24 protein-coding genes and 1 tRNA gene are annotated in these 23,223 nt (G+C 57.2%); 7 read left to right on the top strand and 18 right to left on the bottom strand.

What is annotated here, in order from left to right; translation table 11 throughout:
- Positions 1–574 precede the first annotated feature (574 nt).
- Positions 575–859, bottom strand: a complete 285-nt coding sequence (locus H8S02_RS03705) for a hypothetical protein (protein WP_186969358.1) — start codon at positions 857–859, stop codon at positions 575–577.
- Between the two features lie 550 nt (positions 860–1,409).
- Between H8S02_RS03705 and H8S02_RS03700 the strand changes: the two genes are divergently transcribed.
- The 4 genes from H8S02_RS03700 to H8S02_RS03685 all read left to right on the top strand — a co-directional run bounded on the left by H8S02_RS03700 (position 1,410) and on the right by H8S02_RS03685 (position 6,797).
- Positions 1,410–2,813 carry a YfcC family protein gene (locus H8S02_RS03700; protein WP_186969357.1) on the top strand — a complete coding sequence of 468 codons (1,404 nt, stop codon included), beginning with the start codon at positions 1,410–1,412 and terminating at the stop codon, positions 2,811–2,813.
- 81 nt (positions 2,814–2,894) lie between these two features.
- On the top strand, positions 2,895–4,091 hold the full coding sequence (locus tag H8S02_RS03695; RefSeq protein ID WP_158574692.1) for an amidohydrolase: 1,197 nt from the start codon (positions 2,895–2,897) through the stop codon (positions 4,089–4,091).
- A 3-nt stretch (positions 4,092–4,094) separates the two neighbouring features.
- Positions 4,095–5,765, top strand: a complete 1,671-nt coding sequence (locus H8S02_RS03690) for a M28 family peptidase (protein ID WP_116705284.1) — start codon at positions 4,095–4,097, stop codon at positions 5,763–5,765.
- A 21-nt stretch (positions 5,766–5,786) separates the two neighbouring features.
- Positions 5,787–6,797 carry a succinylglutamate desuccinylase/aspartoacylase family protein gene (locus H8S02_RS03685; protein ID WP_186969356.1) on the top strand — a complete coding sequence of 337 codons (1,011 nt, stop codon included), beginning with the start codon at positions 5,787–5,789 and terminating at the stop codon, positions 6,795–6,797.
- Positions 6,798–7,163: 366 nt separating this feature from the next.
- Here H8S02_RS03685 and H8S02_RS03680 read toward each other — a convergent pair whose 3' ends face one another.
- The 14 genes from H8S02_RS03680 to cysK form a co-directional block, all read right to left on the bottom strand.
- Complete coding sequence (locus tag H8S02_RS03680; RefSeq protein ID WP_186969355.1) at positions 7,164–7,394, bottom strand: hypothetical protein; 231 nt, start codon at positions 7,392–7,394, stop codon at positions 7,164–7,166.
- Positions 7,395–7,521: 127 nt separating this feature from the next.
- Positions 7,522–7,597: transfer RNA gene (locus H8S02_RS03675), tRNA-Met, on the bottom strand.
- Positions 7,598–7,751: 154 nt separating this feature from the next.
- Positions 7,752–8,126, bottom strand: coding sequence for a hypothetical protein (locus H8S02_RS03670; protein WP_186969354.1), 375 nt, complete (start codon positions 8,124–8,126; stop codon positions 7,752–7,754).
- Positions 8,127–8,228: 102 nt separating this feature from the next.
- Positions 8,229–8,849, bottom strand: coding sequence for a peptidase C39 (locus H8S02_RS03665; protein ID WP_186969353.1), 621 nt, complete (start codon positions 8,847–8,849; stop codon positions 8,229–8,231).
- Positions 8,850–8,867: 18 nt separating this feature from the next.
- Entirely contained in the window at positions 8,868–10,037 is a 1,170-nt protein-coding gene (locus tag H8S02_RS03660) for a M20 metallopeptidase family protein (RefSeq protein ID WP_186969352.1), read from the bottom strand.
- A gap of 12 nt (positions 10,038–10,049) precedes the next feature.
- The gene (locus H8S02_RS03655) at positions 10,050–11,219 is read right to left on the bottom strand and encodes a pyridoxal phosphate-dependent aminotransferase (protein ID WP_186969351.1); all 1,170 of its coding nucleotides are present in this window, start codon (positions 11,217–11,219) and stop codon (positions 10,050–10,052) included.
- Between the two features lies 1 nt (position 11,220).
- Positions 11,221–11,331 (bottom strand): FAD-linked oxidase C-terminal domain-containing protein, encoded by a 111-nt coding sequence (locus tag H8S02_RS12405; protein WP_207722061.1) that lies wholly within the window; start codon positions 11,329–11,331, stop codon positions 11,221–11,223.
- On the bottom strand, positions 11,298–11,471 hold the full coding sequence (locus H8S02_RS12400) for a hypothetical protein (RefSeq protein ID WP_207722067.1): 174 nt from the start codon (positions 11,469–11,471) through the stop codon (positions 11,298–11,300). Before H8S02_RS12400 ends, H8S02_RS12405 begins: the two co-directional genes overlap by 34 nt.
- A gap of 57 nt (positions 11,472–11,528) precedes the next feature.
- Entirely contained in the window at positions 11,529–12,416 is an 888-nt protein-coding gene (locus tag H8S02_RS03645; RefSeq protein ID WP_186969349.1) for a MetQ/NlpA family ABC transporter substrate-binding protein, read from the bottom strand.
- A gap of 45 nt (positions 12,417–12,461) precedes the next feature.
- Positions 12,462–13,415, bottom strand: a complete 954-nt coding sequence (locus tag H8S02_RS03640) for an L-lactate dehydrogenase (protein ID WP_186969348.1) — start codon at positions 13,413–13,415, stop codon at positions 12,462–12,464.
- A gap of 12 nt (positions 13,416–13,427) precedes the next feature.
- On the bottom strand, positions 13,428–14,108 hold the full coding sequence (locus tag H8S02_RS03635; RefSeq protein WP_186969347.1) for a methionine ABC transporter permease: 681 nt from the start codon (positions 14,106–14,108) through the stop codon (positions 13,428–13,430).
- The gene (locus H8S02_RS03630; protein WP_186969346.1) at positions 14,089–15,135 is read right to left on the bottom strand and encodes a methionine ABC transporter ATP-binding protein; all 1,047 of its coding nucleotides are present in this window, start codon (positions 15,133–15,135) and stop codon (positions 14,089–14,091) included. Before H8S02_RS03630 ends, H8S02_RS03635 begins: the two co-directional genes overlap by 20 nt.
- Before the next feature lie 360 nt (positions 15,136–15,495).
- Positions 15,496–16,053, bottom strand: coding sequence for a hydrolase (locus H8S02_RS03625; RefSeq protein ID WP_186969345.1), 558 nt, complete (start codon positions 16,051–16,053; stop codon positions 15,496–15,498).
- 101 nt (positions 16,054–16,154) lie between these two features.
- Complete coding sequence (gene cysK / locus H8S02_RS03620; protein ID WP_186969344.1) at positions 16,155–17,087, bottom strand: cysteine synthase A; 933 nt, start codon at positions 17,085–17,087, stop codon at positions 16,155–16,157.
- Positions 17,088–17,341: 254 nt separating this feature from the next.
- Between cysK and H8S02_RS03615 the strand changes: the two genes are divergently transcribed.
- Positions 17,342–17,773, top strand: coding sequence for an RrF2 family transcriptional regulator (locus tag H8S02_RS03615; protein ID WP_186969343.1), 432 nt, complete (start codon positions 17,342–17,344; stop codon positions 17,771–17,773).
- Between the two features lie 324 nt (positions 17,774–18,097).
- On the opposite strand, the gene H8S02_RS03610 is transcribed toward H8S02_RS03615, so the two are convergent.
- The 3 genes from H8S02_RS03610 to H8S02_RS03600 all read right to left on the bottom strand — a co-directional run bounded on the left by H8S02_RS03610 (position 18,098) and on the right by H8S02_RS03600 (position 21,320).
- Positions 18,098–19,447, bottom strand: a complete 1,350-nt coding sequence (locus tag H8S02_RS03610; RefSeq protein WP_186969342.1) for an MATE family efflux transporter — start codon at positions 19,445–19,447, stop codon at positions 18,098–18,100.
- On the bottom strand, positions 19,440–19,892 hold the full coding sequence (locus tag H8S02_RS03605) for a MarR family winged helix-turn-helix transcriptional regulator (protein ID WP_186969341.1): 453 nt from the start codon (positions 19,890–19,892) through the stop codon (positions 19,440–19,442). Before H8S02_RS03605 ends, H8S02_RS03610 begins: the two co-directional genes overlap by 8 nt.
- Positions 19,893–19,961: 69 nt before the next feature.
- On the bottom strand, positions 19,962–21,320 hold the full coding sequence (locus H8S02_RS03600; RefSeq protein ID WP_186969340.1) for an MATE family efflux transporter: 1,359 nt from the start codon (positions 21,318–21,320) through the stop codon (positions 19,962–19,964).
- A gap of 279 nt (positions 21,321–21,599) precedes the next feature.
- Here H8S02_RS03600 and H8S02_RS03595 point away from each other — a divergent pair, with 279 nt between their 5' ends.
- Together H8S02_RS03595 and H8S02_RS03590 are read left to right on the top strand one after the other, a co-directional pair.
- On the top strand, positions 21,600–22,091 hold the full coding sequence (locus H8S02_RS03595; protein WP_186969339.1) for an RNA polymerase sigma factor: 492 nt from the start codon (positions 21,600–21,602) through the stop codon (positions 22,089–22,091).
- The gene (locus tag H8S02_RS03590) at positions 22,075–23,169 is read left to right on the top strand and encodes a DUF4179 domain-containing protein (RefSeq protein WP_186969338.1); all 1,095 of its coding nucleotides are present in this window, start codon (positions 22,075–22,077) and stop codon (positions 23,167–23,169) included. Before H8S02_RS03595 ends, H8S02_RS03590 begins: the two co-directional genes overlap by 17 nt.
- Positions 23,170–23,223: the final 54 nt, after the last annotated feature.

The following is a 23,223-nucleotide window of genomic DNA, read 5'->3' as shown; positions in this document are numbered from 1 at the left end:
TTGCTCAAATAGGCGATGTACGAAAATCCCCTGCCGAGAAATATTCTCAGCAGGGGATTCGTGTCTTTACGGCTCTTGTGCGCTAATTTTGAATTGCATGGAATACGTTGAGGACTGGTCTGTCTCCAGAGCTTATCTAAGCCAGGAATCCATTGCGGCAACTCTGCTCGTTGCTGCCTAACTTCATTTTTTCAGGAGCCCTTTTTGCGAACATTACTTGACGCGGTCAAAATTTTCGTTTCAGGTATCAAAAAAAGCACCTTCACGTCGTGCATTTTTTTGATACCACTGCCTTTCCATACGACTTTCCATTTTCGGGGTCGCCTGCCCGGAGGTTTTCTAAGTGCTCGAAAAAGTATAAAAAACCGCTGATTTCTTACGAAATCAGCGGTTAAACATGGTTGCAGGGACAGGACTTGAACCTGTGGCCTCCGGGTTATGAGAAATCGGTGGTGGATTTTTGCGTAAAATAAGTTCTTATTTTCGCCATTTTAGCAGCATTTATGATGCTATTTCTTATTTAGGATTTCTATCCTCCCACACTCACACAAAATAATGAGTGTGAGTTGGGGTATTATTGGGGCTGGTTTTGAAGCAGCTGGTCGATTTGATTTTTGGCTTCCTGCATCTGTGCTTTGATGTTTTCTACCGCCTGCGTATCTGCCTGTACTTGCGCGATCCACTCGTCATCAATGATTGCATATTTAGGATACTCTTTCGCAAATCCACTGCTATTCTGCATCTGACAGGTTCCCGATGGAATGACATTCAATTCCTGTATTCCGCTTTCAGACAGCATATCCGGTGCAACCAGTACAACAACATCATTGCTCGGAATATAGGATTCGTCATCTACCAATGCACACGGTGCGGCAGAACTGGATCGGGAGCGAAAAATGCAGGAGGTTATGCTCACTATTAAGAAGATGGTGCCCATACGAACTATGAATTATCGGCGCATAGACCGCACGGTTGCAGGACATATTCGACCCATCCGTTACATCTGTACCCTCAGTCTGTGAGGGGGAACATCGTATAGGAGAAGGCGGCAGCGGGATGAATCTGCTGTGGCTGCAGATAAACTTTGCGCGCTTCCAAGCTGAGGAGTTTACACTGAATTTGGGATGGCCGCTATGCCCGTGTCAGCCTGCCCAGTGGAAACTTCAGCAGCACACACGCTTCTGTAACGGCTGTGTCGGCTGACAGAAGCGTGGAATGGGCTGGAACTTTAATCAGTTTTTGTGGATACAGTGGTCAAAACATCCATAGACTCCCTTGAGCCGCTGGCGGCTCAAGGGAGTTTTTTACGATAAATTCAGATTCCTCGATAAATCTCGGTTTGCCCTTGCATAAAGGAAAAAATAAATGTATAATTATTAGACACTTGATTGTGAGGAGTGCAGAGAAGAATGTCCATTGAAACGTCGAAAAAGAAAAAAGGCATCCAGATGCCCCACACGTACATTATTCTGTTTCTGATCGTGTTGGTTGTCTGCCTGCTGACCTACGTGATTCCTGCCGGCCAGTTTGAGCGCCAGGAGGATGCCAGCGGCCGTATGCTGATTGTACCGGGTACATACACTCAGGTGGAATCGTCACCGGTTTCACCGCTGGAAATCCCCATGGCTTTTGTGCGAACTCTGGGCAGCTCCAGCGTAAACGAGATCATCTTCTTTATTTTCATCATCGGCGGCGCCTTTGAGCTGATTATGCAGACAGGGATGATCACCGCCTTTTGTGCCAAGCTGGGCAAGATGTTTGCGGGAAAAGAAAAGCTGCTCATCCCCATCTTCATTACGGCCTTTGCCGTAGGTGGCTTCACCATGGGAATGTCTGTGGAGGTTCTGGTGTTTGTGCCTATTGGGATTGCAGTGGCCAAGGCAGTGGGCTATGATACCATCACAGGTACAGCCATGATCGCCATGGGCTCCATCGTGGGCTTTACGGCGGGCATCTATAATCCCTTTAATGTGGGTGTGGCTCAGTCCATCGCGGGTGTGACTCCCATGTTCTCCGGAGCCTGGTATCGCTGGATTATCCTGGTGGCGTTTATTGTTGTGACCAGCCTGTATATTATTCATTACGCGGAGAAGGTAAAGAAGAATCCCTCCAAGAACCTGATGGGGAACGAGGATTCCAACCTGGAGGATGTGGATGTATCTGCGATTGAAGTGACCGGACGGCACAAGCTGATCCTTCTGGCCGTTGTCATCGCGTTGGCCGTTTTGATTTACGGCGTGGCCTACTTGGGATGGTTTATCACCGAAATGGCTACTTTGTTTTTGGTGCTGGGTGTGGTATGCGGTATTCTGGCCGGGTTCAGCGGCAACAAGATCTGCGATCTGTATGTGCAGGGCATGGCCAATATCACCTTCGGTGCGATGATTGTGGGAGTGGCCGGTACGATCAATACCGTTATGGTGGACGGCATGATCATTGATACCATTATCAATGCCTTGGCCAATGCGATTGTGGCACTGCCCAGCTCGGTAAAGATCATCGGTATGTTCCTGGTGCAGAACATCATCAACCTGCCCATCAACTCTGGTACGGGCCAGGCGGCAGCCACCATGCCGATCATGGCGCCTGTGGGCGATCTGGTGGGCCTGACCCGCCAGAGCACTGTGCTGGCCTTCCAGCTGGGTGACGGCCTGACCAATGCCATCTACCCCACTTCGTCCACCATGCTGGGATTTTTGGCTGCGTCCAAGATTCCCTATTCCGTGTGGCTGAAGTACGTCATTAAGCTGGTGATTTTGCTCAGCCTGGTTTCTATGGCCTTCCTGGCTTTGGCTGTGGTGATCGGTTACTGATCCGTTTAGAGCTGGCCGCCGCAACTGCATGGCGCGACGGCAGGATATTATAAATTTCAAAGATATAGGATGGGACATGCCATGGAAGAAATTCAGAAGCAAATTGCGAATATCGTTTCAGAGCTGATGCCGCAGCTGTGCGCGCTGAGCGACGAAATTTTTGATTACGCCGAGCCGGGCTATGAGGAGTACCGCTCCTCAGCTGCGCTGACAAAGTGGCTGCGAGCCCACGATTTTGAAGTAACCATTCCCTACGCCGGGCTGGATACGGCTTTTTGTGCCGTGTACCGCCACAAGGGAGGGCGGGCTGCCGGAGGGCGCGCAGTAGGATTTTTAGGGGAATATGATGCGCTGCGGGGCCAGGGACATGGCTGCGCCCACCATATGCAGACCCCTGCCATGATCGGCGCGGCAATGGCCCTGCGGGGAGTGCTGGAGTCTTCGGACCAGCCCTTTGAGATCCATGTGATCGGGACGCCCAGCGAGGAGTCGCTGGACGGAGGCAAAAACGAGATGGCCGCCCACGGCGGGTTTGACCATATTGATGTGGCCTTCATGGTGCACGGCAGCACATTGACCCAGCTGGAGACGCCCTCTCTGGCTCTGATCGAGATGGATGTGGAATTTCACGGCAAAACCGCCCACGCGGGTATTGCGCCTTATGCTGGGCGCAGCGCAGTGGATGCGGTGACCATGCTGCAGACAGGGCTTGGGCTCATGCGCAATCACCTCAAGGATTCCAGCCGGGTGAGCAATATTGTGCTGGCTGGGGGGACGGCAGTCAACTCCGTGCCCGATTTTGCCAAGGTTAAGGTAGAGATCCGCCACTCCTCCATGGCGTATCTGGAGAGCGTGGAGCAGTGGACCCGGGAGATTGCCCAGGCTGCTGCCATGGCTACCCAGACACAGGTACAAATTACCCCTGTGGCGCATATTTACAACACCACCATCAATGATGCCATGGGTGCGCTGCTGATGGAGTGTGCAGAAAAATTTGCGTGTGACGGAATTGCTCCGCCCCGGAAGGACTGCGGTTCTACCGATTTCGGCGCGGTGACCCACCGGCTGCCCAGCTGCTGCCTGCGGGTAAAGACCATCGAGACAGATGATCCTCCTCACACGGACGCATGGGTAAAGACCGGGAAAGAGGCGCGGGCTCATCAGGGCATCTATGACGGTGCTGTGTGCTGTGCACTGGCTGCCTTCCGCCTTGTGACGGATGAGGCTGCCTGGCAGGATGTGTACCAGTGTTTCCTTGCACACCAAAAGGAGAATTGAGGAATGGAAGAACTCTCACGGGAATGCCTGATGGAGACACTGGATGTGTTTTCCGGGCTGAAGCGCATCGGCGGTTCGGAAGATGAGCACCGTGCCTGCGGCTATCTGATCAAGAAGCTGCAGGAATGGGGCATTCCATGCCGCGTGTATGAGTGTGACGGATATGTCTCCACTCCTATAGAAGCGTCAGTTACTGTAGAGGGGATGGATCAGACCTTTGAAGCCCTTCCCCGTTCCTTCTCCGCCCATTGTCCGGACGGAGTGACCGCTCCCTTGTTTTATGATGTCCATGCCCACGACCAGCTGAAGCCCAGACAGGAGCAGGATTGGTACGCGGGGGCGCGGGGCTGCATCGTGATTGGGGACAATTTTTATGAGGACTATGTTCAAAAGCTGCGGGGATACGGTGTAAAGGGCCTGATCCATCTGTGGACCAGCGAGGAGCCTGTGCTTCACTACGAGACGGTCAGCCCTGTGTGGGGCACCGCGGAGCCTGAAAACGGAAAAACCTATCCTGATTTTCCGGTGGTGGGCCTGAGAAGCTGTGACAGAGAATCCATACTGCCCTTGCTGACGCCTGGAGCCTGCAGCCGTACCGCGACGGTGCGCAGCGTACTACAGTGTGGATGTGTGCGTCTTCAGATCCCTGTAGCCGAGCTGGCCGGTGAAACGCCGGAGTATGTGCTGGTGGGCAGCCACTATGACTCCTGGGATTATGGTGTGACGGATAATGCCACCGGGAATGCCGCTGTGTTGGAACTGGCACGGGTACTGTCCCAGAAGCAGCTGCGGCGGGGTGTCAAAATCGCGTGGTGGCCGGCCCACTCCAACGGACGGTATGCCGGGAGCACTTGGTACTGCGATGAGCAGTTTGAGGACCTGGATGCCCGTTGTGTGGCGCTGGTCAACATGGACTCTCCCGGCTGTATGGGAGCGCAGGAGATCGGGTTTTCCACGTCCGGTGTGGCAGGGGATACCCTTGGGGATATCCTGCGTCGGTGCACCGGGCAGGCTGAGGTGGTGATCCGCCCGCTGGGGCGGGGATCAGACCTGTCATTTTTCGGGCCGCGCATTCCCATCCAGGTGTCCTTTGACTTTTATCAGGCGCCGCCCAACCGTGGCCGCTGGCACTGTGCAGGCAGCGGCGGAGGCTGGTGGTGGCATTCCGTGGAGGATACCATGGATAAGGTGGACCCCCAGCTTCTGATGAGGGATACACGGGTGCTGGTGGAGCTGGTAAAAGAGTTTGCCGATGAAGCGCATCTTCCCTTTGACGCGGCAGGGTGTCTGGCGCAAATGAGAGATACTGTGGCAGACATCCGGACCCATTGCGGCGATGACTTTGATTTCGCTCCTGTAGAACGGGCACTGGAGGAGCTGGACAAGGCCTGTGCCGGGCGTATCTGCTTTTCCAGTGACAGACAGGCGAAGGAGGCAGGAGGCCGGCTGACGAGACTGCTGTGCAGTGCCTGTGATGAATATCACTTTGACAACACATTTGCAGTGGGCCTGCTGCCCGGTCTGCAGCTGGTCAGGGGCAAGCACCGCAACGACCTGCCACCTCAGGAATTTTTGTATTGGCGGACAGCCTTCCGCCGGCAGGTGAACCGCTTTGTATCTGAGTGCACAAGCATTGTCCAAGCACTGAACAGCGACGCGGACAGTGTGGTATGATAGAGAAAAGGGATATGGATTATGCAGACCAATATCAAAGAGTATGACGAATCGTTTGATCTTACCCAGGCACTCCAAAAGAAGGGCACCAAGGAATATGGTTTTATTCATTTGGCCCAGCGGGCCAACGGTTCATGGGTGAATATTCCCATTATGCTGGCGGTGGGCGCCCAGGACGGTCCCACGTTGGTGGTGGATGCCTGCAACCACGGCGACGAGTATGAGGGTACTGAGGGAATTATCAAGACCTTTGAGGGGCTGGATGTATCCAAGATGAAGGGAAGCTTCATTGGAATCCCTGCCCTGAATGCAGAGGCCTTTGCCGAAATGAAGCGCTATAATACCCTGGACTTTGTGCCCCAGGATCTGAATCGCATCTATCCGGGCGGAACCGACCCCATGACGGCTTATGTGTGCAGCTGGTACTGTGAGAACATCATCAAGAAGGCTGACGCGGTGATCTGCATCCACGGCGGCGGCAACAGCGAGTATCTGGAGCCTGTTGTGCTGTACTGCGGAGAGGAGTCTCCTGTGGCGTATAAGTCCCGTGAAATGGCCCAGTGCTTTGGCTTTAAGGTCTTGTGGAAGAACACCCGCTACGCGGAGAACAGCGGAATTGAGGATGAGTATGCCTATCAGATGGGCATTCCCTGCATTACACCCGAGATCGGCGGACAGTGCACCCGCATGTATCAGCGGGATGAGCACAAGCAGATGTTGGAGACCGGAATTCGCAATGTGATGACCCTGCTGGGGATTCTGGAGGGCAGCGTGCCCGCCAATGAGGGCGTACACCACTATGACATTGATTATATCTATAACCGCAACGGCGGGATTCATGTGCCTGTGAAGAAGGCAATGGATTCTGTGCGTAAGGGCGACACGCTTTCCATCATTACGAACCTGTTCGGAGAGGAAGTGGATCGGGTCATTGCTCCCTTTGACGGTGTGGTCATCGGGTACTGGACATATTCTGTCTGTCCTCCTCATGGCTGGGTATACATGGTTGGCAAGCCTGTGGATGGGGAGTAAAGCGCCCAGATCCATGCATCCTGCAAATCGAAGTGCCAGTTGAGTATCCTAGATACGAACAGGGCAGAAGCAGAGTGGGCTGTACATGGCCTGCAGAAATGAAAAAAGGGCACCCTTTTGGATGCCCCAGTCTGTCGAAAAAGTCCAGCGAAAGCTGGGCTTTTTCGTTTGTAAACGGGAAAAATGAGTGGTGAGGGATGCTGAAACGGGGAAAAATGGGGCACAATGACCGGGTGTCTGGACATGCTGACAGCCAGCTTAGCTGGTGGTTTTGACTTGAGCTTATGCAATCAACAGCTTCTTATTGTTGGATATGCCGCATTTAGGACAAAGCATCGTCTATCAACTCCTTACATTTACCGGGATTTATACATACTGTTTCAATTGTGTCAGTTTCTCGTCGATTGCTTTCTTCAATTGCTTTCCAAAATCCTCTAATGCTCCATTGACTTCGCGTTCAACATCCTCTTGAACATCTATGAACTTGCTCGAAATAGAACCATTCAAATCATCCATATATTCTTCTACAGCATCATTGAATCCAGAAATTTCCCAGACTTTCTTATAAAATATTCTTTGATTTTCTATAAACTGCACAAAAATTATCTTCCTTATTTGACACCCCGTTGGGGTACAATTGGGGCCAGAGCGCCTGTCCGTATCCCTCCAAACCTCTAAAAAATAAAAAAAACCGCTGATTTCTTACGAAATCAGCGGTTAAACATGGTTGCGGGGACAGGACTTGAACCTGCGGCCTCCGGGTTATGAGCCCGACGAGCTACCAACTGCTCTACCCCGCGATATTCATTTCTCACTCTGTCAGCGAAGCTTCACTTCAGAGTGCTTATATATAATATCATGCAGGGTGCAGATTGTCAATAGGTATTTTAAAAAAATTTTACTTTTTCTGTTCACGCCCTCTGTGCGGCTCCTGTCCTGCCCGTCACCGAAGCGTCAGTCTCGCGACAGGCTTTTCCCCAGAATATCCGCGATACTGTCGATCAGCTGTTCCCAGTCCTCCTCGCTTCCCTCGGTCTGAAGAAAGCCGGTGCTCATATCGTTGACAAAAGCGGCGCCGATGTCGATATAGCTGTCGTAATCTGGCTGATGATAGCCGTATTCCGTGCCGAGCAGCACGATCTCGTCGCACTCGTCGCCTGTGAGATGCGCCATCGCGACATTCAGAAAGCCGTTTTCCGCCATCGAGTCATCATCATCCGGCGCAGACCATGCGCGCACCCACTCTTCGTCCCCGTCCTCATTGAACAGGCCGTCCCGATAGTAATCCAGTTCTCTACGAATGCTCTGCTTGAGGAAATCCCGTTCCATATCACTCACTCCCTTGTCTGAATTCCGTTATGCACTTTCATTATACGCACACAGGGCGGTCTTGGCAAGAGAGTGACGAAAAAACACAGCTTCGCGGCAATCTCAGATGAAATACTCGACCGTCTTGTCCTCGGTCAGCTCGGTGTCCGTATTGAACAGCAGGATGGCCTCCCGGGTATCGAAGGGCCCGAGCGAATAGACGCTGATCTCCTCCCGCTCGAAATAGTGAACGGGAACGATACGGTTATAGGAGCAGGGATGCTCGTCGGTGACGCGCAGCGCAGCGTTGTCGAACGGCCCCTCATGGTAATACGGGTCGAACAGATAAACGTCCCCGCCCTCGATACGGGTCAGCAGCACATAGTGCCAGCCCTCCAGGTCGAGCCGCACGACCGCCGCGCCGCCGCGCCGCAGAGCGTCCCGGAGCGGGCCGTTCTGGGAGAAGTTCACCTCCCGGCCGGACAGATAGCGGCTCGATACCGCCAGATGGCCGGTCTCGCCATAGCCGTTGAGCCAGTTGCTGAGGAACATCATCGCCATCCGCGAGGTGCCGCGCCTGCCCGTGCTGCCGTCCTCGCCGAAGCAGTCCAGACAGTACAGCATGATGTTCCGGGTCAGCTCGGGCGGTATCTCGTCGCGGCGGAACAGGTAGCTGACTGCATTGAGCATGCTCGTCGGGCCGCAGTCATATTCGGTCATCTGATAGCGCAGTGGATTGTCCATGACGTTCCCTCCTTGTCTTTATCCCAGTCTTGCGAGCGCGTAGCCGGCGTAGAGCGCCGCGCCGGTCACGAGCGCATCCTCATCCACATCAAAGCCGCCGTTGTGGTTGGAAACGACCGTGTGCGGCTTGTCCGGGTTGCCCGTGCCGAGGTAGGCATAGGCGCCCGGCCTGTACAGCTCGAATTCCGCGAAGTTATCGCCGCTCAGCGACAGCTCGCGGTCGGTAACGACATGCCCCTCGCCGAGCAGACTGTCCGCGACAGCCGCCGCCTCGCGACACACCTCTGCGTCATTGATGAGCGCGGCGGCAAAGTCCGTCCAGACGATCTCGGCCGTGCCGCCGTAAATGGCGGCGATGCTGTCCGCCGTCTCAGTTACCAGTCTGCGGATGCGGTCGCGGCTCTCCTGCGACACCGTGCGCGTCGTGCCCTCCATGACGGCGTGCTCCGCCACGGCGTTGTAGGTCGTGCCGGCGTTCAGGCAGCCGATGCCGATGATGACCGGCTCGGTCGGCGAGGTCATGCGCGTGACCAGTCCCTGCACCGCGACGACGATCTGGCTTGCGATATAGAGCGCGTCCGTGCCGAGGTGCGGCGTGGAGACATGGGTGGATTTACCGTGCACCTCGATGCGGAAATGGTCGACGGCGGCGTTGTTCAGACCCGGCTTGAGGCCGACCGTGCCGGATCTCAGATCGTGCGCGGTATGCAGGCCGAACACGCGCTCCGCGCCGTCCAGCACGCCCGCCGCGATGAACGGCTTTGCGCCCTGCCCGATCTCCTCTGCCGGCTGAAACACCAGCCGCACCTCGCCCCCGAAGGCGTCCCGGTGCTCCGCGAGGATCTTCGCACCGCCGAGCAGGCAGGCCGCGTGCGCATCATGGCCGCAGGCGTGCATGACGCCGGGATTCTGCGAGCGGTACGCGCATTCATGCGTCTCCTCGATGGGGAGCGCATCGATGTCCGCGCGCAGGACGACGGCTCCTCCGCCCTCCTTTTCGCCGCGCAGCGTGCCGAGCACGCCGGTCTCCCCGACACGGGTGTGCGGGATGCCGAGCCGGTCAAGCTCCTCTTCGATCCTCTGCGCGGTGCGGAATTCCTGCATGCTCAGCTCGGGATGCTGATGAAATTCCCGGCGGATGGAAACGAGATAGTCGTGCGCCGCCTCCGCCGCTTTCCTTACGTCCATGATACGTCCTCCTTACTTTTTCGGCTTGATCTTCGTGCGCAGACCCTCCAGACGGTTCAGCGCCTCGAGCAGCGTCTCGTCCTTCTTCGCAAAATGCAGGCGGATGAGGTGGTTGACCGGCTCGCGGAAAAAGCTCGAGCCCGGGACCGCGCCCACGCCGGCATAATGCGCCAAATCCTCGCAGAATTCGAGATCGCTCTCGTAGCCGAACTCGGAAATGTCGAGCAGCACATAATACGCGCCCTCCGGGTCGGTGTGCGTGATGTTCAGCTCGTCCAGACCCTTGAGGAACAGCTCCTTTTTATGAGTGTACTTGGCGAGCAGGTCGTCATAGTATCCCGGCCCGAACTTCAGTCCGGTGACAACGGCCTCCTGAAGCGGCGCCGCCGCGCCGACCGTCAGGAAATCGTGCACCTTTTTCGCGCGGTCGATGATGTTCGGCGGCGCGATGATGTAGCCGAGACGCCAGCCGGTGATCGAGTAGGTCTTGGACAGCGACGAGCACGACAGCGTGCGATCCCACATGCCCGGCAGGGTCGCGAAGTAGGTATGCTTGTGCGGCGCGTAGACGATGTGCTCGTAGACCTCGTCAGTGATGACATAGGTATCGTACTTTTCCGCGAGCGTCGCGATAAATTCCAGCTCCTCGCGCGTGAACACCTTGCCGCAGGGATTGGAGGGGTTGCACAGGATCATCGCCTTGGGGTGCTGGCGGAACGCATCCTCGAGGACGGCCGGGTCAAAATGGAAATCCGGCGGCACGAGCGGCACATAGATCGGCTCTGCGCCCGACAGGATGGTATCCGCGCCGTAGTTTTCGTAGAACGGGGAGAAAATGATGACCTTGTCGCCCGGATTGGTGACGGTCATCATCGCCGCCATCATCGCCTCGGTGCTGCCGCAGGTCGTGACGATCTCGGTGTTCGGGTCGATCTTCCGGCCCATACAGCGCGACTGCTTGGCGGCGAGCGCCTCGCGAAAGTTCTGCGAGCCCCAGGTGATGGAATACTGATGAAAATCCTCATAGGCGACCTGCGCCATGCGGTCGAGGATCTCCTTCGGCGGTTCAAAGTCCGGGAAGCCCTGCGACACGTTGACCGCGCCGTACTGCATGGAAACGCGCGTCATGCGGCGGATGACCGAGTCGGTGAAGCCGGCCGTGCGTTCGGATAAGCTCTGCATTTTATTTTCCTCCCACAATGTAAGATTTCTGATCGTTCAAGATATGTTTCGGGTCGAGCGCCGTCTTGATGCGGTTCATCACGGCGAGATTTTCCTTCGGCGTCTCGCGCAGGAAATACGGACGCTTGGAAATGCCGTGCCGGTTCTGCGCCCGAGCGCGTCGCTCTGGTATTCCGGCGGAATCTGTTCCGCAAAAAGCAGGCGCGCCTCGTCCGGGATGATGCTCCGCAGAGCCTGTCTGTTGATTTGCATGGTCATTTCCTTCCTGTGGAAAGTGCCGCCGAAACGGCGGCACTGTACGGTTGCATTTTACTTGTCAGCGAGCAGGTCCTGATCCCAGCCTGCCTTGATGAAGTAGCCGCCGAACTGATCGTTGAATACCGCCTCGGTCTCGTCCGACTGGAACGCCGCAACGACCTTCCTATAGGTCTCGACCTTCGCCGGGTCGGACAGATCCTCGGTGCGCGCTGCGATAAGGTTCCAGTATTCCTCAATGTCCAGCTTGTCGTCCTTGTAGATCGCGTCCTCGGTCTTGAGGCCGAAATCGAGAGCATAGTTGCCGTTTACAACGCCTGCGGTCACATCCGCGAGCGTGGACGGGATGATGTTCGCCTTCAGCTCCTCAATCTTGATCTGCTTGTTATAGGTCTCGATGTCATCAACGGTCGGGTTGAAATCCGCGCCGTCCTTGAGCTTGATGAGGCCGGCAGCCTCCAGCACCTTGAGTGCGCGGCCGCCGTTGGTCGCGTCGTCCGGGATAGCGACGGTATCGCCGTCCTTGAGCTCATCGACCGACTTCACCTTGTCGGAGTACAGGTTGAGCGGGATGATGAAGGTGTTGCCGATGTTCTCGATCTCGTAGCCGTAGCTGTCGATCTCGCTCTGGAGATAGATGCGGTGCTGGAAGGCGTTGAGGTCGATCTCGCCGTTGGCGAGCGCATTGTTCGGGGTTACATAATCGGAAAACTGTACGAACTCGAGGTCGATGCCCTCGTCTGCGAGCTTCTCCTTCGCCGGCGCCCAGATATCCTCGTAGATCGCGCCGACAACGCCGAGCTTTACGGTGGTCTGTGCGTCGCTGCTGCCGGATGCCTGTGCGGCATCATCGGAAGCACTGCTCGAAGAGCCGCATGCGGTCAGAGCGAGCGCGAGGCTGGCGGCGGACAGGGAAAGTGCGATAATTCTTTTGAGCTTCATTGGGATTACCTCCATTTATGATGTGAACTTTTTAATTAACTGATGTTAGAGGGTGAGCGAAAGCTGATAATTGTCGCTCATGGTCCGGCAGGAGGCGTCGAACTTCTCCTGCTCCTCCGGGGTGAGATGCAGCTCGATGATGTGCGCGATGCCGTCGCGACCCACGATCGCCGGGACGCTCGCATAGACATCGTGCTGACCGTACTGACCGTCCAGCAGGACAGAGACCGAAAGGACGCGGTTCTCGTTGTAGAAGATGGCGCGGACGACCTCCGCCGCAGACGCGCCGATACCGAACTCGGTACAGCCCTTGCCGCGCAGGATGGTCCAGCCGCCCTCGCGGCCCGCATCGGCGAGGGCATCGAGGTCGAGCTTTCCGAACGTGTCCGGGTACTCGTCGCGCCACTGGCTGAGCGGCTTGCCGGCAATGGTGACAGCCGACCACGCGACCATCTGGCTCTCGCCGTGCTCGCCGAGCGCGTATGCAGTGATGGATTTCTGGTCGATGCCGGTCTCCTGCGCGATCGCGCGGCGCAGTCTTGCGGAATCGAGCGTGGTGCTCGTGGAAAAGATACGCTCCGGTACCCAGTTCAGCGTGTGCTGAATATAATGCGTGATAACGTCCGCCGGGTTGGAGATATTGACGATAATGCCGTCAAAGCCGGATTTTTTGATGGATGCGGTAACTTCCTTCAGGATCTCGATGGTCTGCCCCAGCGTATCCATGCGGGTCTGACTGCCGCTCGGCAGCGGGCCTGCCGCGATGATCATGATCTGCGCATCGGCGGCATCGCTGTAATCACCGGCGGTGACTTTGGTGCGGACCGGCAGATAGTTGGTCGCGTCGGTCAGATCGAGCGCCTGTGCAACAGCCTTTGCGCGGTCGGAGTCGATGTAGACGATCTCGTCTGCGAGGCTCTGCGAGATCAGCGCATAGCCGACATGGGAGCCGACATGGCCTGCGCCCACGATAACAACTTTACGATTGGAAATACTCATGTCAGACTCTCCTTAATGCGTGTTCTTCCTGACGACCTGGCCGCCAATGAACTCCATAATGCAAACGATAATGACCAGGACCAGCACCGTGACGTTGGTGATGTCGACCATGTTGCGGTCGTGGCCATAGCGGATGGCGAAATCGCCCAGACCGCCTGCGCCGACAACGCCCGCCATTGCAGTGAGGTTGAGCAGGCTGATGGCCGTGATGGTCGTGCCGCGTGCGATCGCCGCGACGCTTTCCTTGAGGTAGACGCGGAAGATGATCTCAAGCGGCGTCGAGCCCATGGAGAGCGCCGCCTCGATCAGACCGCCGTCCAGCTCCGCGAGCGCGCCCTCGACCTGCCGGGTGAAGAACGGCACCGCGCCGAACACCAGAGGAACGATCGCGCCGCGCACATACAGCGCCGTGCCCATGATGACGCGGGAGAACGGCATGACCCACGTCAGCAGGATGATGAACGGGATGGAGCGGAACAGGCTGACCAGCTTGTCGACGATCTGGTAGACGACTTTGTTTTCCAGAATGCCGCCCGGCTTTGTGACCGTGAGCAGCACGCCGAGCGCCAGACCGAGCACGAACGAGATCGCACCCGACCAGACCACCATGAGCAGCGTATCGCCGATCGCCGCGTAGAAGTCCGGCAGCTTTGCCATTACGTTCGGAATGATGTTATTCAGAAATTCTTGCATCACGGATCACCTCCACTCCTACGTTTTTCTCAATGAGATATGCGATTGCCTGCGTGATCTGTTCACGCTCGCCGCTGATGATGGCGACCGTGCCGCCGATCGGCGCATTCTGCACGATGGCAATATCGGAAAAGATAATGTTGAGCACAATATCGAACTTGCGCGATACCGTCGAGATCAGCGGCTCGGAAACGTTGCGCTGAATGTAGCTCAGGCGCACGATGAGCTCGCCCGGCTTCAGCTGCACCACCGGAGAGTCCTCCTCGATGAGCTCCTCGATCTTACGGAGATTGGATGTCGTATGGATAAAGCTCCGGGTGATCTCCTGCCGGGGATCTGCGAACACATTGAATACCTCGCCCTGCTCGACGACCCTGCCGTGCTCCATGACCGCTACGCGGTCGCAGATCTCCTTGACCACGGCCATCTCGTGCGTGATGATGACGACCGTGATGCCGAGCTTCTCGTTCAGGTTCTTCAGCAGCCGCAGGATCGCCTTGGTGGTCTGGGGGTCGAGCGCCGAGGTCGCCTCGTCGCACAGCAGCACATTCGGGTCGTTTGCGAGTGCCCGCGCGATGGCAACGCGCTGCTTCTGGCCGCCGGAGAGCTGTTTCGGATACGCCTCTGCCTTGTCTCCGATGCCGACCAGCTCAAGCAGCCTGTGCACCTTGTCCGCGATCTGCTCTCTGGAAAGACCGCTGCCGCGCAGCGGATACGCGACGTTTCCGAATACGGTGCGCGACGGCATCAGATTGAAATGCTGAAAAATCATGCCGATCTTTTTACGCGCCTGCCGCAGCTCCCTCGCGGAGAGCGCGGTCATTTCCTTTCCGTCCACTGTGACCGAGCCGGAGGTCGGCCGCTCGAGCAGATTGATGCATCGCACGAGCGTGGACTTGCCGGCGCCGGAGAAGCCGATGATGCCGAAGATCTCGCCCTTGCCGATCGAAAGGCTGACGTCCTGCACGGCGTGCACCGTGCGTCCGCCGGAGACGAAATTCTTGGAGATATGTGTCAGTTCTATCAAAACAATTCCTCCCTGTTACACAAAAAAGCGGAGAGCCCACAGCTCCCCGCTTCAGGACGATCCATGATCCGGAACAGTGCGCGGCGTCAAATAAGACCGCGTCCGTCCGTTCCCGTATCCGATCGGGCAGACAGCAGATGAGCATACTGCGGCATAAACATACACATGCAGCCCGACATTCGTTCGTTCCGAATAAACATGCTTTTCTGCTCCTTTCCGTTAACCTACTGTTTTTGTTGGTTATATAATAGCACTCTCATTCCCCAGTGTCAACATCGGAATTGTATGAATTGCTAATTCCGTCACATCGTCCAATTATCCGTGCTTCTCCCGCCGTTTTATCAGCAGTTTCGCCTGTTTTCAATCAACAGCATCGCTCGCACGCATCGCCAGAATGGTCTTTTCGATAAGCGTGTTCAGCTCCCAGCTGAGCATCGCCGCGCCGCGCTCAATGACCTTGCGCGAGCAGCCTGCGGCGAATTTCCTGTCCTTGTACTTTTTTCTGACCGATTTCACTTCCATGTCGCTAACGCTCTTCGACGGGCGCATGAGCGCGACCGCGCCGATCAGGCCGGTCAGCTCGTCCGCCGCATAGAGCACCTTTTCCATCTCATGTTCCGGCGCGATGTCCACGGTCAGCGCGTAGCCGTGGCTTGCGACCGCATGAATGAGGCGCTCGTCGATGCCGCGCTCGCGCAGCAGCTCCTGCTCCTTTGTGCAGTGCTGCTCGGGCCACTGCTCGAAATCCAGATCGTGCAGAATGCCGACGGCCTGCCAAAAATCCGCCTCGTCTCCATAGCCGAGCTCATTCGCGTACCAGCGCAGCACATCGCCCACGATGCGTCCGTGCTTTCTGTGAAAATCCCCCTTGTTATATTCGCGCAGCAGCTCCCATGCCTGTTCCGGGGTCGGTATCATAACTACATCCTCCTTCTCGTCTGTTTATGCAAAAGGGAGACCGTACAGGTCTCCCTAAGGCTGTAAAATACATTTGGAGCTTTGAAATAGGTATGCTGTGATCAGTCAGCGAACAGCGGCGTGGACAGGTAGCGGTCGCCGGTATCCGGCAGCAGCGCTACGATGGTCTTGCCCTTGTTCTCCGGACGCTTTGCAAGCTCGATCGCCGCCCAGACAGCTGCGCCGGAGGAAATGCCGACCAGAACGCCCTCGTGCTTGCCGATCAGCCTGCCGGTCGCAAAGGCATCATCATTTTCCACGGTGATGATCTCGTCGTAGATTTTGGTGTCCAGAACGTCCGGAACAAAGCCTGCGCCGATGCCCTGGATCTTATGCGCGCCCGCGTGACCCTGGCTGAGCACCGGAGAACTTGCCGGCTCAACGGCAACGACCTTGACGTTCGGATTCTGGCTCTTGAGATACTCGCCGGTGCCGGTAACAGTGCCGCCGGTGCCTACGCCCGCAACAAAGATGTCAACATTGCCGTCAGTATCCTCCCAGATCTCCGGGCCGGTGGTCGCCTTGTGCACGGCCGGGTTTGCCGGGTTTACGAACTGACCCGGGATAAAGCTGTTCGGCAGCTCCTTCGCAAGCTCGTCCGCCTTTGCAATCGCGCCCTTCATGCCCTTTGCGCCCTCGGTCAGCACAAGCTCTGCACCGTAAGCCTTCATCAGCTGTCGGCGCTCCACGCTCATGGTCTCCGGCATTACGATGATGATGCGGTAGCCGCGTGCGGCTGCAACGCTCGCCAGACCGATGCCGGTGTTGCCGGAGGTCGGCTCGATGATGACCGAGCCCGGCTTGAGCAGGCCCTTTGCTTCAGCGTCGTCGATCATTGCCTTTGCGATGCGGTCCTTGACGCTGCCGGCCGGATTGAAGTACTCGAGCTTCGCCAGAACCTTTGCTTCGAGCTTCTCCTCCTTCTCGATATGCACCAGCTCCAGAAGCGGAGTGTGACCGATCAGCTGGTCTGCGGATGTGTAAATCTTGCTCATGATAATTTCCTCCCGATATATCTCGTTGTTATTTTTTATATGATAAACTGTGTTCCGTGTCTGCCATGGTCAACATCGCGGACATCGGAAGGTCATCTGGTATCGCATTTTTATACCAACCTTTCCTGTAGGTTTATCTGAATTATATCCTACCATTCCTATGTTGTCAATAGGTTTTAGAAAAATTTTTTCGTTGATTTTCCTATTTTCCGTGTCGTATAATAGGTTTATTGAATGAAGGAGGAAAAGAAAGTATGCTGGTCTCAACCAAGGGCCGCTATGCGCTGCGCGTCATGATCGACCTTGCGGAGCATCCAACGGACGGCTATATCCCCCTCAAGCTCATCGCAGAGCGGCAGGGCATCTCGGAAAAATATCTGGAAAGCATCATCAAGCTGCTCGTCCGCGCCAGACTGCTGACCGGTCTGCGCGGCAAGGGCGGCGGCTACCGTCTCACCCGCTCGCCCGAGGAATACACCGTCGGCAGCATCCTGCGGCTGACCGAGGACTCGATGGCGCCGGTCGCCTGTCTGGAGCCGGGCGCCAAGGCCTGCGAGCACGCATCCGAATGCCGCACGCTGACGCTCTGGAAGGGTCTGGACAAGGTCATCAACGACTACCTCGACAACATCACGATCGCCGACCTCATCCACACCAACCCGGACGAGTACGACTATATTATCTGAAACAGCAAAAAGCCACCCGCAAGGGTGGCTGAGACTGTCGAAAAACTATCGTTTTTCCGACAATCTGTGTTTTGACTTCGCAAAACACGGACGTCCGAAAGTTCCCATACGGAAACTTTCTCCCTCTTAAAGTATGAAAACCGAGGTACACGCCCCCGGTTTTCATGCGTTTGCGCAGCAAACGCTTTTGAATGCGCGCTGCCGCGCGACTGCTGTTTTGGCGTGAAAACAAACTTTATCGACAGACTGAGCCACCCGCGAGGGTGGCTTTTGCGTTTCGCGTTTTTTTGAGCGGGCAGAGACCGGCAGAACGGTAAAAGCCGTTTATTCCGCGCCTCGTTTTGCTGCATCCCTCCGGTTCAGATAGAGAAAGCACCCGATGTTCAGCACAATGCCGACCACAGTTGCGACCGGCGCCGACATGCCGATCTTCGTCAGACTTGCATTCGGCTGGATACTCATGTAATATGCAAGGGGAAGCCGGACGAGCAGCGTCTGGATGAGACCCTGTATCATGACCCACAGCGTCCGATTGCTGCCGTTGAAATAGCCGACCATGCTGAACAGAACGGCGGTCACGATGGTCTCGGGCGCGAAGCCGCGCAGATATTCAAAGCCCCTGCGCACGACCTCCGCATCGGTCGAAAACAGACCGGCCAGAACGTCGCCCTTCCGCAGCACGAGCGCGAACATCACGATGCCGAACGCCACGCCCACCGCGATGCCGGTAAACATGGACTTTTTTGCACGCTTCACGTTGCCGGCGCCGATATTCTGCGCAACGAACGACGCCATCGACTGCATCAGTGCACTCGGCACGAGCATGACAAAGCTGACGATCTTGCTCGCGACGCCGTAGCCGGACGAGGCCGCAAGCCCCAGACGGTTGACGAATGCGCAGAGCGCGAGGAAGGAGAGCTGCGTCAGAAATTCCTGCAGGGCGAGCGGCAGACCGATCGCGAGAAAGCGTCTGCACTGCTCATTGAGCCGCACATCGCTCTTTCGGAACGTAAACGGCAGCTTTTTGCGGCGCAGGATGGCGAGCGCGCACCCAACGCTGACCGCCTGCGCGAGCACGGTCGCGAGCGCCGCACCGGCCGCATCCAGATGCAGACCGGCCACGAGCACCAGATCGCCTGCGACATTGACCAGGCAGGCCACGAGCACGAACAGCAGCGGCGAACGGCTGTCTCCCAAACCGCGGAACACCGCCGAGAGCACGTTGTATGCAACGATGAACAGGATGCCGCAGCCGCAGATGCGCACATAGCTTGCCGTGAGCGCGAGCGCCTCCTGCGGTGCCTGCATGAGCACCGAGATCGGCCGTGCGAACAGCACGAGCAGCACGAACAGACAGCCTGCGAGAATGGTGAACACGACGGCCGCGCCGCCGAGCACCGCGCCGATCTCCTTTTCGCGTTTTTCGCCGATATACCGCGCGATCAGCACGGTAACGCCCATCGCAAGCTGCGTCACGACGAATGTCACGAGATTGAGCACCTGACTGCCGGTCGAGACCGCCGACAGACCCGAGGTCGAACCGAAGCGTCCGACAACGAGCAGGTCGACCGCGCCGTAGGCCGCCTGTAAGATCAGTGCGCCGAGCACCGGCAGCATGAACCGGCACAGCTTTTTCAGAATGCTGCCCTGCGTAAAGTCTGCTGTGTTACTCATCGATGCGTCCCCTCCTCTCGCTCATCACGCAGTGCATCCTCTCGATGGTGCGGACGGTGCACGCCGCGTCCTCGTCCGAAATATCTGCGAGCTGCGGCGCGAGCAGGGAAAAATAGTGCTCGTTGTACCGCTGCGAGAGCAGCTTTCCCGCTTCGGTTGCGGTGATGTAGGTCACGCGGCCGTCCTCCTCGGATGCGGTCTTGCGCAGATAGCCCTTTGCCTCCATCTCCTTGACCGTCCGCGTCACGCCCGGGCGCGGGATGTCGAGCGTGTCTCCGATGTCGGAGACCCTGACGCGCACGCCCTGCCGTTCGAGCTGGTCGATAACGTCCAGATAGTGAATATATGCCGGCGCGACGCCCTTCGGCAGCGGCGGCAGCAGGTCGCGGATGCGCTTGGCCTGATAGCACGCATCGAGCAGCGATTTTATCATCGCAATGGTCATGTATGTCCCTCCAGTGATTACCCTAGATAATTATCTTTGGTAATCATTATACGCAGCCTGCCGTGAATGTCAAGAGAAATTTTTCCGCCGGATACGCCTCAGGAGCACGCAGCCTGCCGCGCACGACAGCGCCTCCGCGATCGGGATCGCCCACCAGATGAGCGAAACACCGGCCAAGCCGCTGCGCACCACCAGAGAGAACGCATACGCGAGCGGCAGGACGATGACGAACTGACGCAGCAGCGAGAGCACGAGCGACTCCATGCCGCCGCCAAGCGCCTGATAAACGCCCTGAAGCGCTATGTTGATACCGGCGAACACAAAGCTGAGCGAGATCACGCGCATCGCGCCGATAAAATACGCCCTCGACTGACCCGCATTGAACAGCGAGGCGAACGCGCCCGGGAACAGCTCGGTCAGCGCAAATCCGGCCGCCATGAGCACAGCCGTGTAGAACAGACCGTATCTGATGCCGTCCTCGACGCGCTTCCGGCTGCCCATGCCGCAGCCGTAGGCGACGATCGGCGTGATCGCGTCACGCAGGCCGAACGCGAGGAACAGCACGAACTGCTGCACCTTGTAGAACAGGCCGTAGGCGGTCTGGGCGGCGGCGTCGAATTTCAAAATCAGATTCATCGCATACACCATGACCGACATGAGCGCCTGCGCGATGATCGCCGGCAGGCCGATGGTGTAAATATCCCGGATGACTGCGGTCTTCGGCTTCAGCTGTCGGATGCCGCGGTCAAACTCGCGGTTGAGGCGCAGATGGAATACGAAAAGCAGCACCGCTGACGCGACCTGACCGATAACGGTCGCCCACGCCGCGCCCCTGACGCCCAGCTCCGGCACCGGACCGAGACCGTAGATCATAACCGGGTCGAGCACGATATTGATGACCGCGCCCGTGATCTGGCCGATGGTCGAGTACAGCGAACGCCCTGTTGCCTGAAGCAGCTTCTCGAACAGCGAGAAAAAGACAACGCCGAACGAGAATGTGCAGCAGATGAACAGGTAGTCGTGCGTCATGCCGATGACCTGCGCGTCCGCTGTCTGCGACGCGATATACGCCCCTGCCCCTGCCAGGCCGAACAGCAGACAGATGAGATAAATGACCGCGCCGAGGAACAGACCGTTCCCGGCAACCTTTGCCGCCTTTTCGCGGTTTCCCTGCCCGAGCGTGCGCGCGAGCAGCGCGTTCACGCCCACGCCAGTTCCGATGGCGAGCGCCACCATGAGCATCTGCACCGGAAAGGCCAGCGTCATCGCGTTGAGCGCCGCCTCGCCTCCCTCGCGCATATTTCCGACGAACGCGCTGTCCACGATGTTGTATACCGCCTGCAGCGCCATGGACAGGATCATCGGCAGCCCCATCCGCATCATCAGCCGGTTTACCGGCATCTCCTTCATTCTGTTGTTTTCCGTCATTTTTATGAATTCCTCCTTTTTCTTGCACAAAAAGAGCGTGCTGCTCCCCGAATAAGCTGCTTTTGTCAAGCTGGACTTACGCGGAATGCTGCACGCTCAAAAAACAAAAAAATAAAACGAGCCGCACGAAAACTGGATTTACGCAGTTGTGCTACTCGTTTACACTGTTATTATATCGTCCGAAAAATCAAAAGTCAACGAAAATAACTGTCAGAAATCGCGCCCCTCATTCGTATTACAGGTGAAAGCAACGTTGCTGAAAGGAGCTGAAACCCCAAAATGAAACCAATCGACAGGACGGAGGCGGAACGTCTGGTGCAGACCTATTCCGACATGATCCTGCGTCTGTCCTACACCTATCTGAAATCCACGCAGGACGCGGAGGACATCTGTCAGACCGTTTTCCTCAAGCTGCTGACCGGCGGCATGGTCTTTGACTCGCCCGAGCACGAAAAGGCCTGGATTCTCCGCACGGCGGCGAACGCCTGCAAGGATGCGCTCCGCGCCGCTCACCGGCGGTGCGTGGGACTGGAGGCGGTCGCGGAGGCCGCCGCTCCCGAGCCGCCCGACTCCGCCGTGCTCGACGCCGTGATGGCGCTGCCCGAAAAATACCGCGAAGCAGTGTACCTGTACTACTACGAAGGCTATTCCGTGCGCGAGGTCGCCGCCCTGCTCGGCAGGAGCGAGGCCGCGGTCTCCGCCCATCTCAGCCGCGGCCGGAAAAGCCTGCGGCAAACACTTGGAGGCGAGTTTTATGAACAAAGAGTATAACGATAACAGAGAGTATAAAAATGCGCTGGACGAGCTGCATTTCTCGGAAGAAGCGAAAAACCGCATGGTCGAGCGGCTGATGGAGCGCGCAGAGCAGCCTGCGCCCCGCCGTGTCCGCCGTTTCCCGCGCATCGCGGCGGTCGGCGTCGCGGCGGCCCTCGTGCTCAGCATCGGCGCGGGCGCGTCCGGCGTGCTGAAATCAGCGAGCGAGGTCTTTGCCGGTGTGTTCGGCCCGACGGCGGACACCGAGATCATCGACCAGATCGGCCGTCCCATCGGCGCGAGCGACACCTCGAACGGCGTGACCGTCACCGCGGACGCGATCCTGTTCGACGGATATAACTACCTCATTTCCTACACCTTGGAAAAAGACGACGGCAGCGCGTTCGACTGCACGAAAAACCCGGATACCGGTCTGTATGACCTGTACTGGAAGCGTTCGGACAGCACCATCGGGCGCGGCGTAGACGGTGCGTCCGGCAGCAGCTACTTCTATGACGAAAATCCGAGCGACAACGCCATCCAGTATGTCGAAACCATGTCGTACAACGATGCGGTGCAGACTGGCGGCACGGTTAAGATCACGCTCGGCGACCTGTGCGTGCTGAACAGTGAAAACGGCGAGCCGACAACTATCGCCAAGGGCGCATGGCGCCTCAAGTTCAAGCTGGAAGCCGACAACAGCGCGGTTGAGCTGCCTGCGGGTCAAAATATCGATGTGAACGGACGGAGCGCCGCTGTCGATACCATCGTTCTCTCGCCCATCGGCTACCATGTGGTGTACACGGTGGACGGCGAAGCGACGTTCGACACGCTGTACGACGAGAACGGCGAAGAGATTCCGCAGGAGAACGGCCGCGAACCGGCCGGTGTGTGCAGCACATGGGAATCCTACGCCGCGAAGCTGCTGATCACTAAAACCGACGGCACCGTGCTCGACTTCTCGGACTTCGGCGGCAGCATGGACCCGCATGACGGCAAGACCGTCTGCACCCGTCAAGGCACGTTTGATACCGTTATCCCGCTGGATGACATCGCTTCCGTCACCATCGGCGACGTTTCCATCCCGATCGAGTAAAAACACAGCCGCCCGGCATTCGATTCTGCCGGGCGGCTTTGCTGTCGAAAAGCT

Source organism: Agathobaculum hominis (genome assembly GCF_014288055.1).
Classification (GTDB): Bacteria; Bacillota; Clostridia; order Oscillospirales; family Butyricicoccaceae; genus Agathobaculum; species Agathobaculum hominis.
This window is presented reverse-complemented; position numbering and strand designations above follow the sequence as displayed.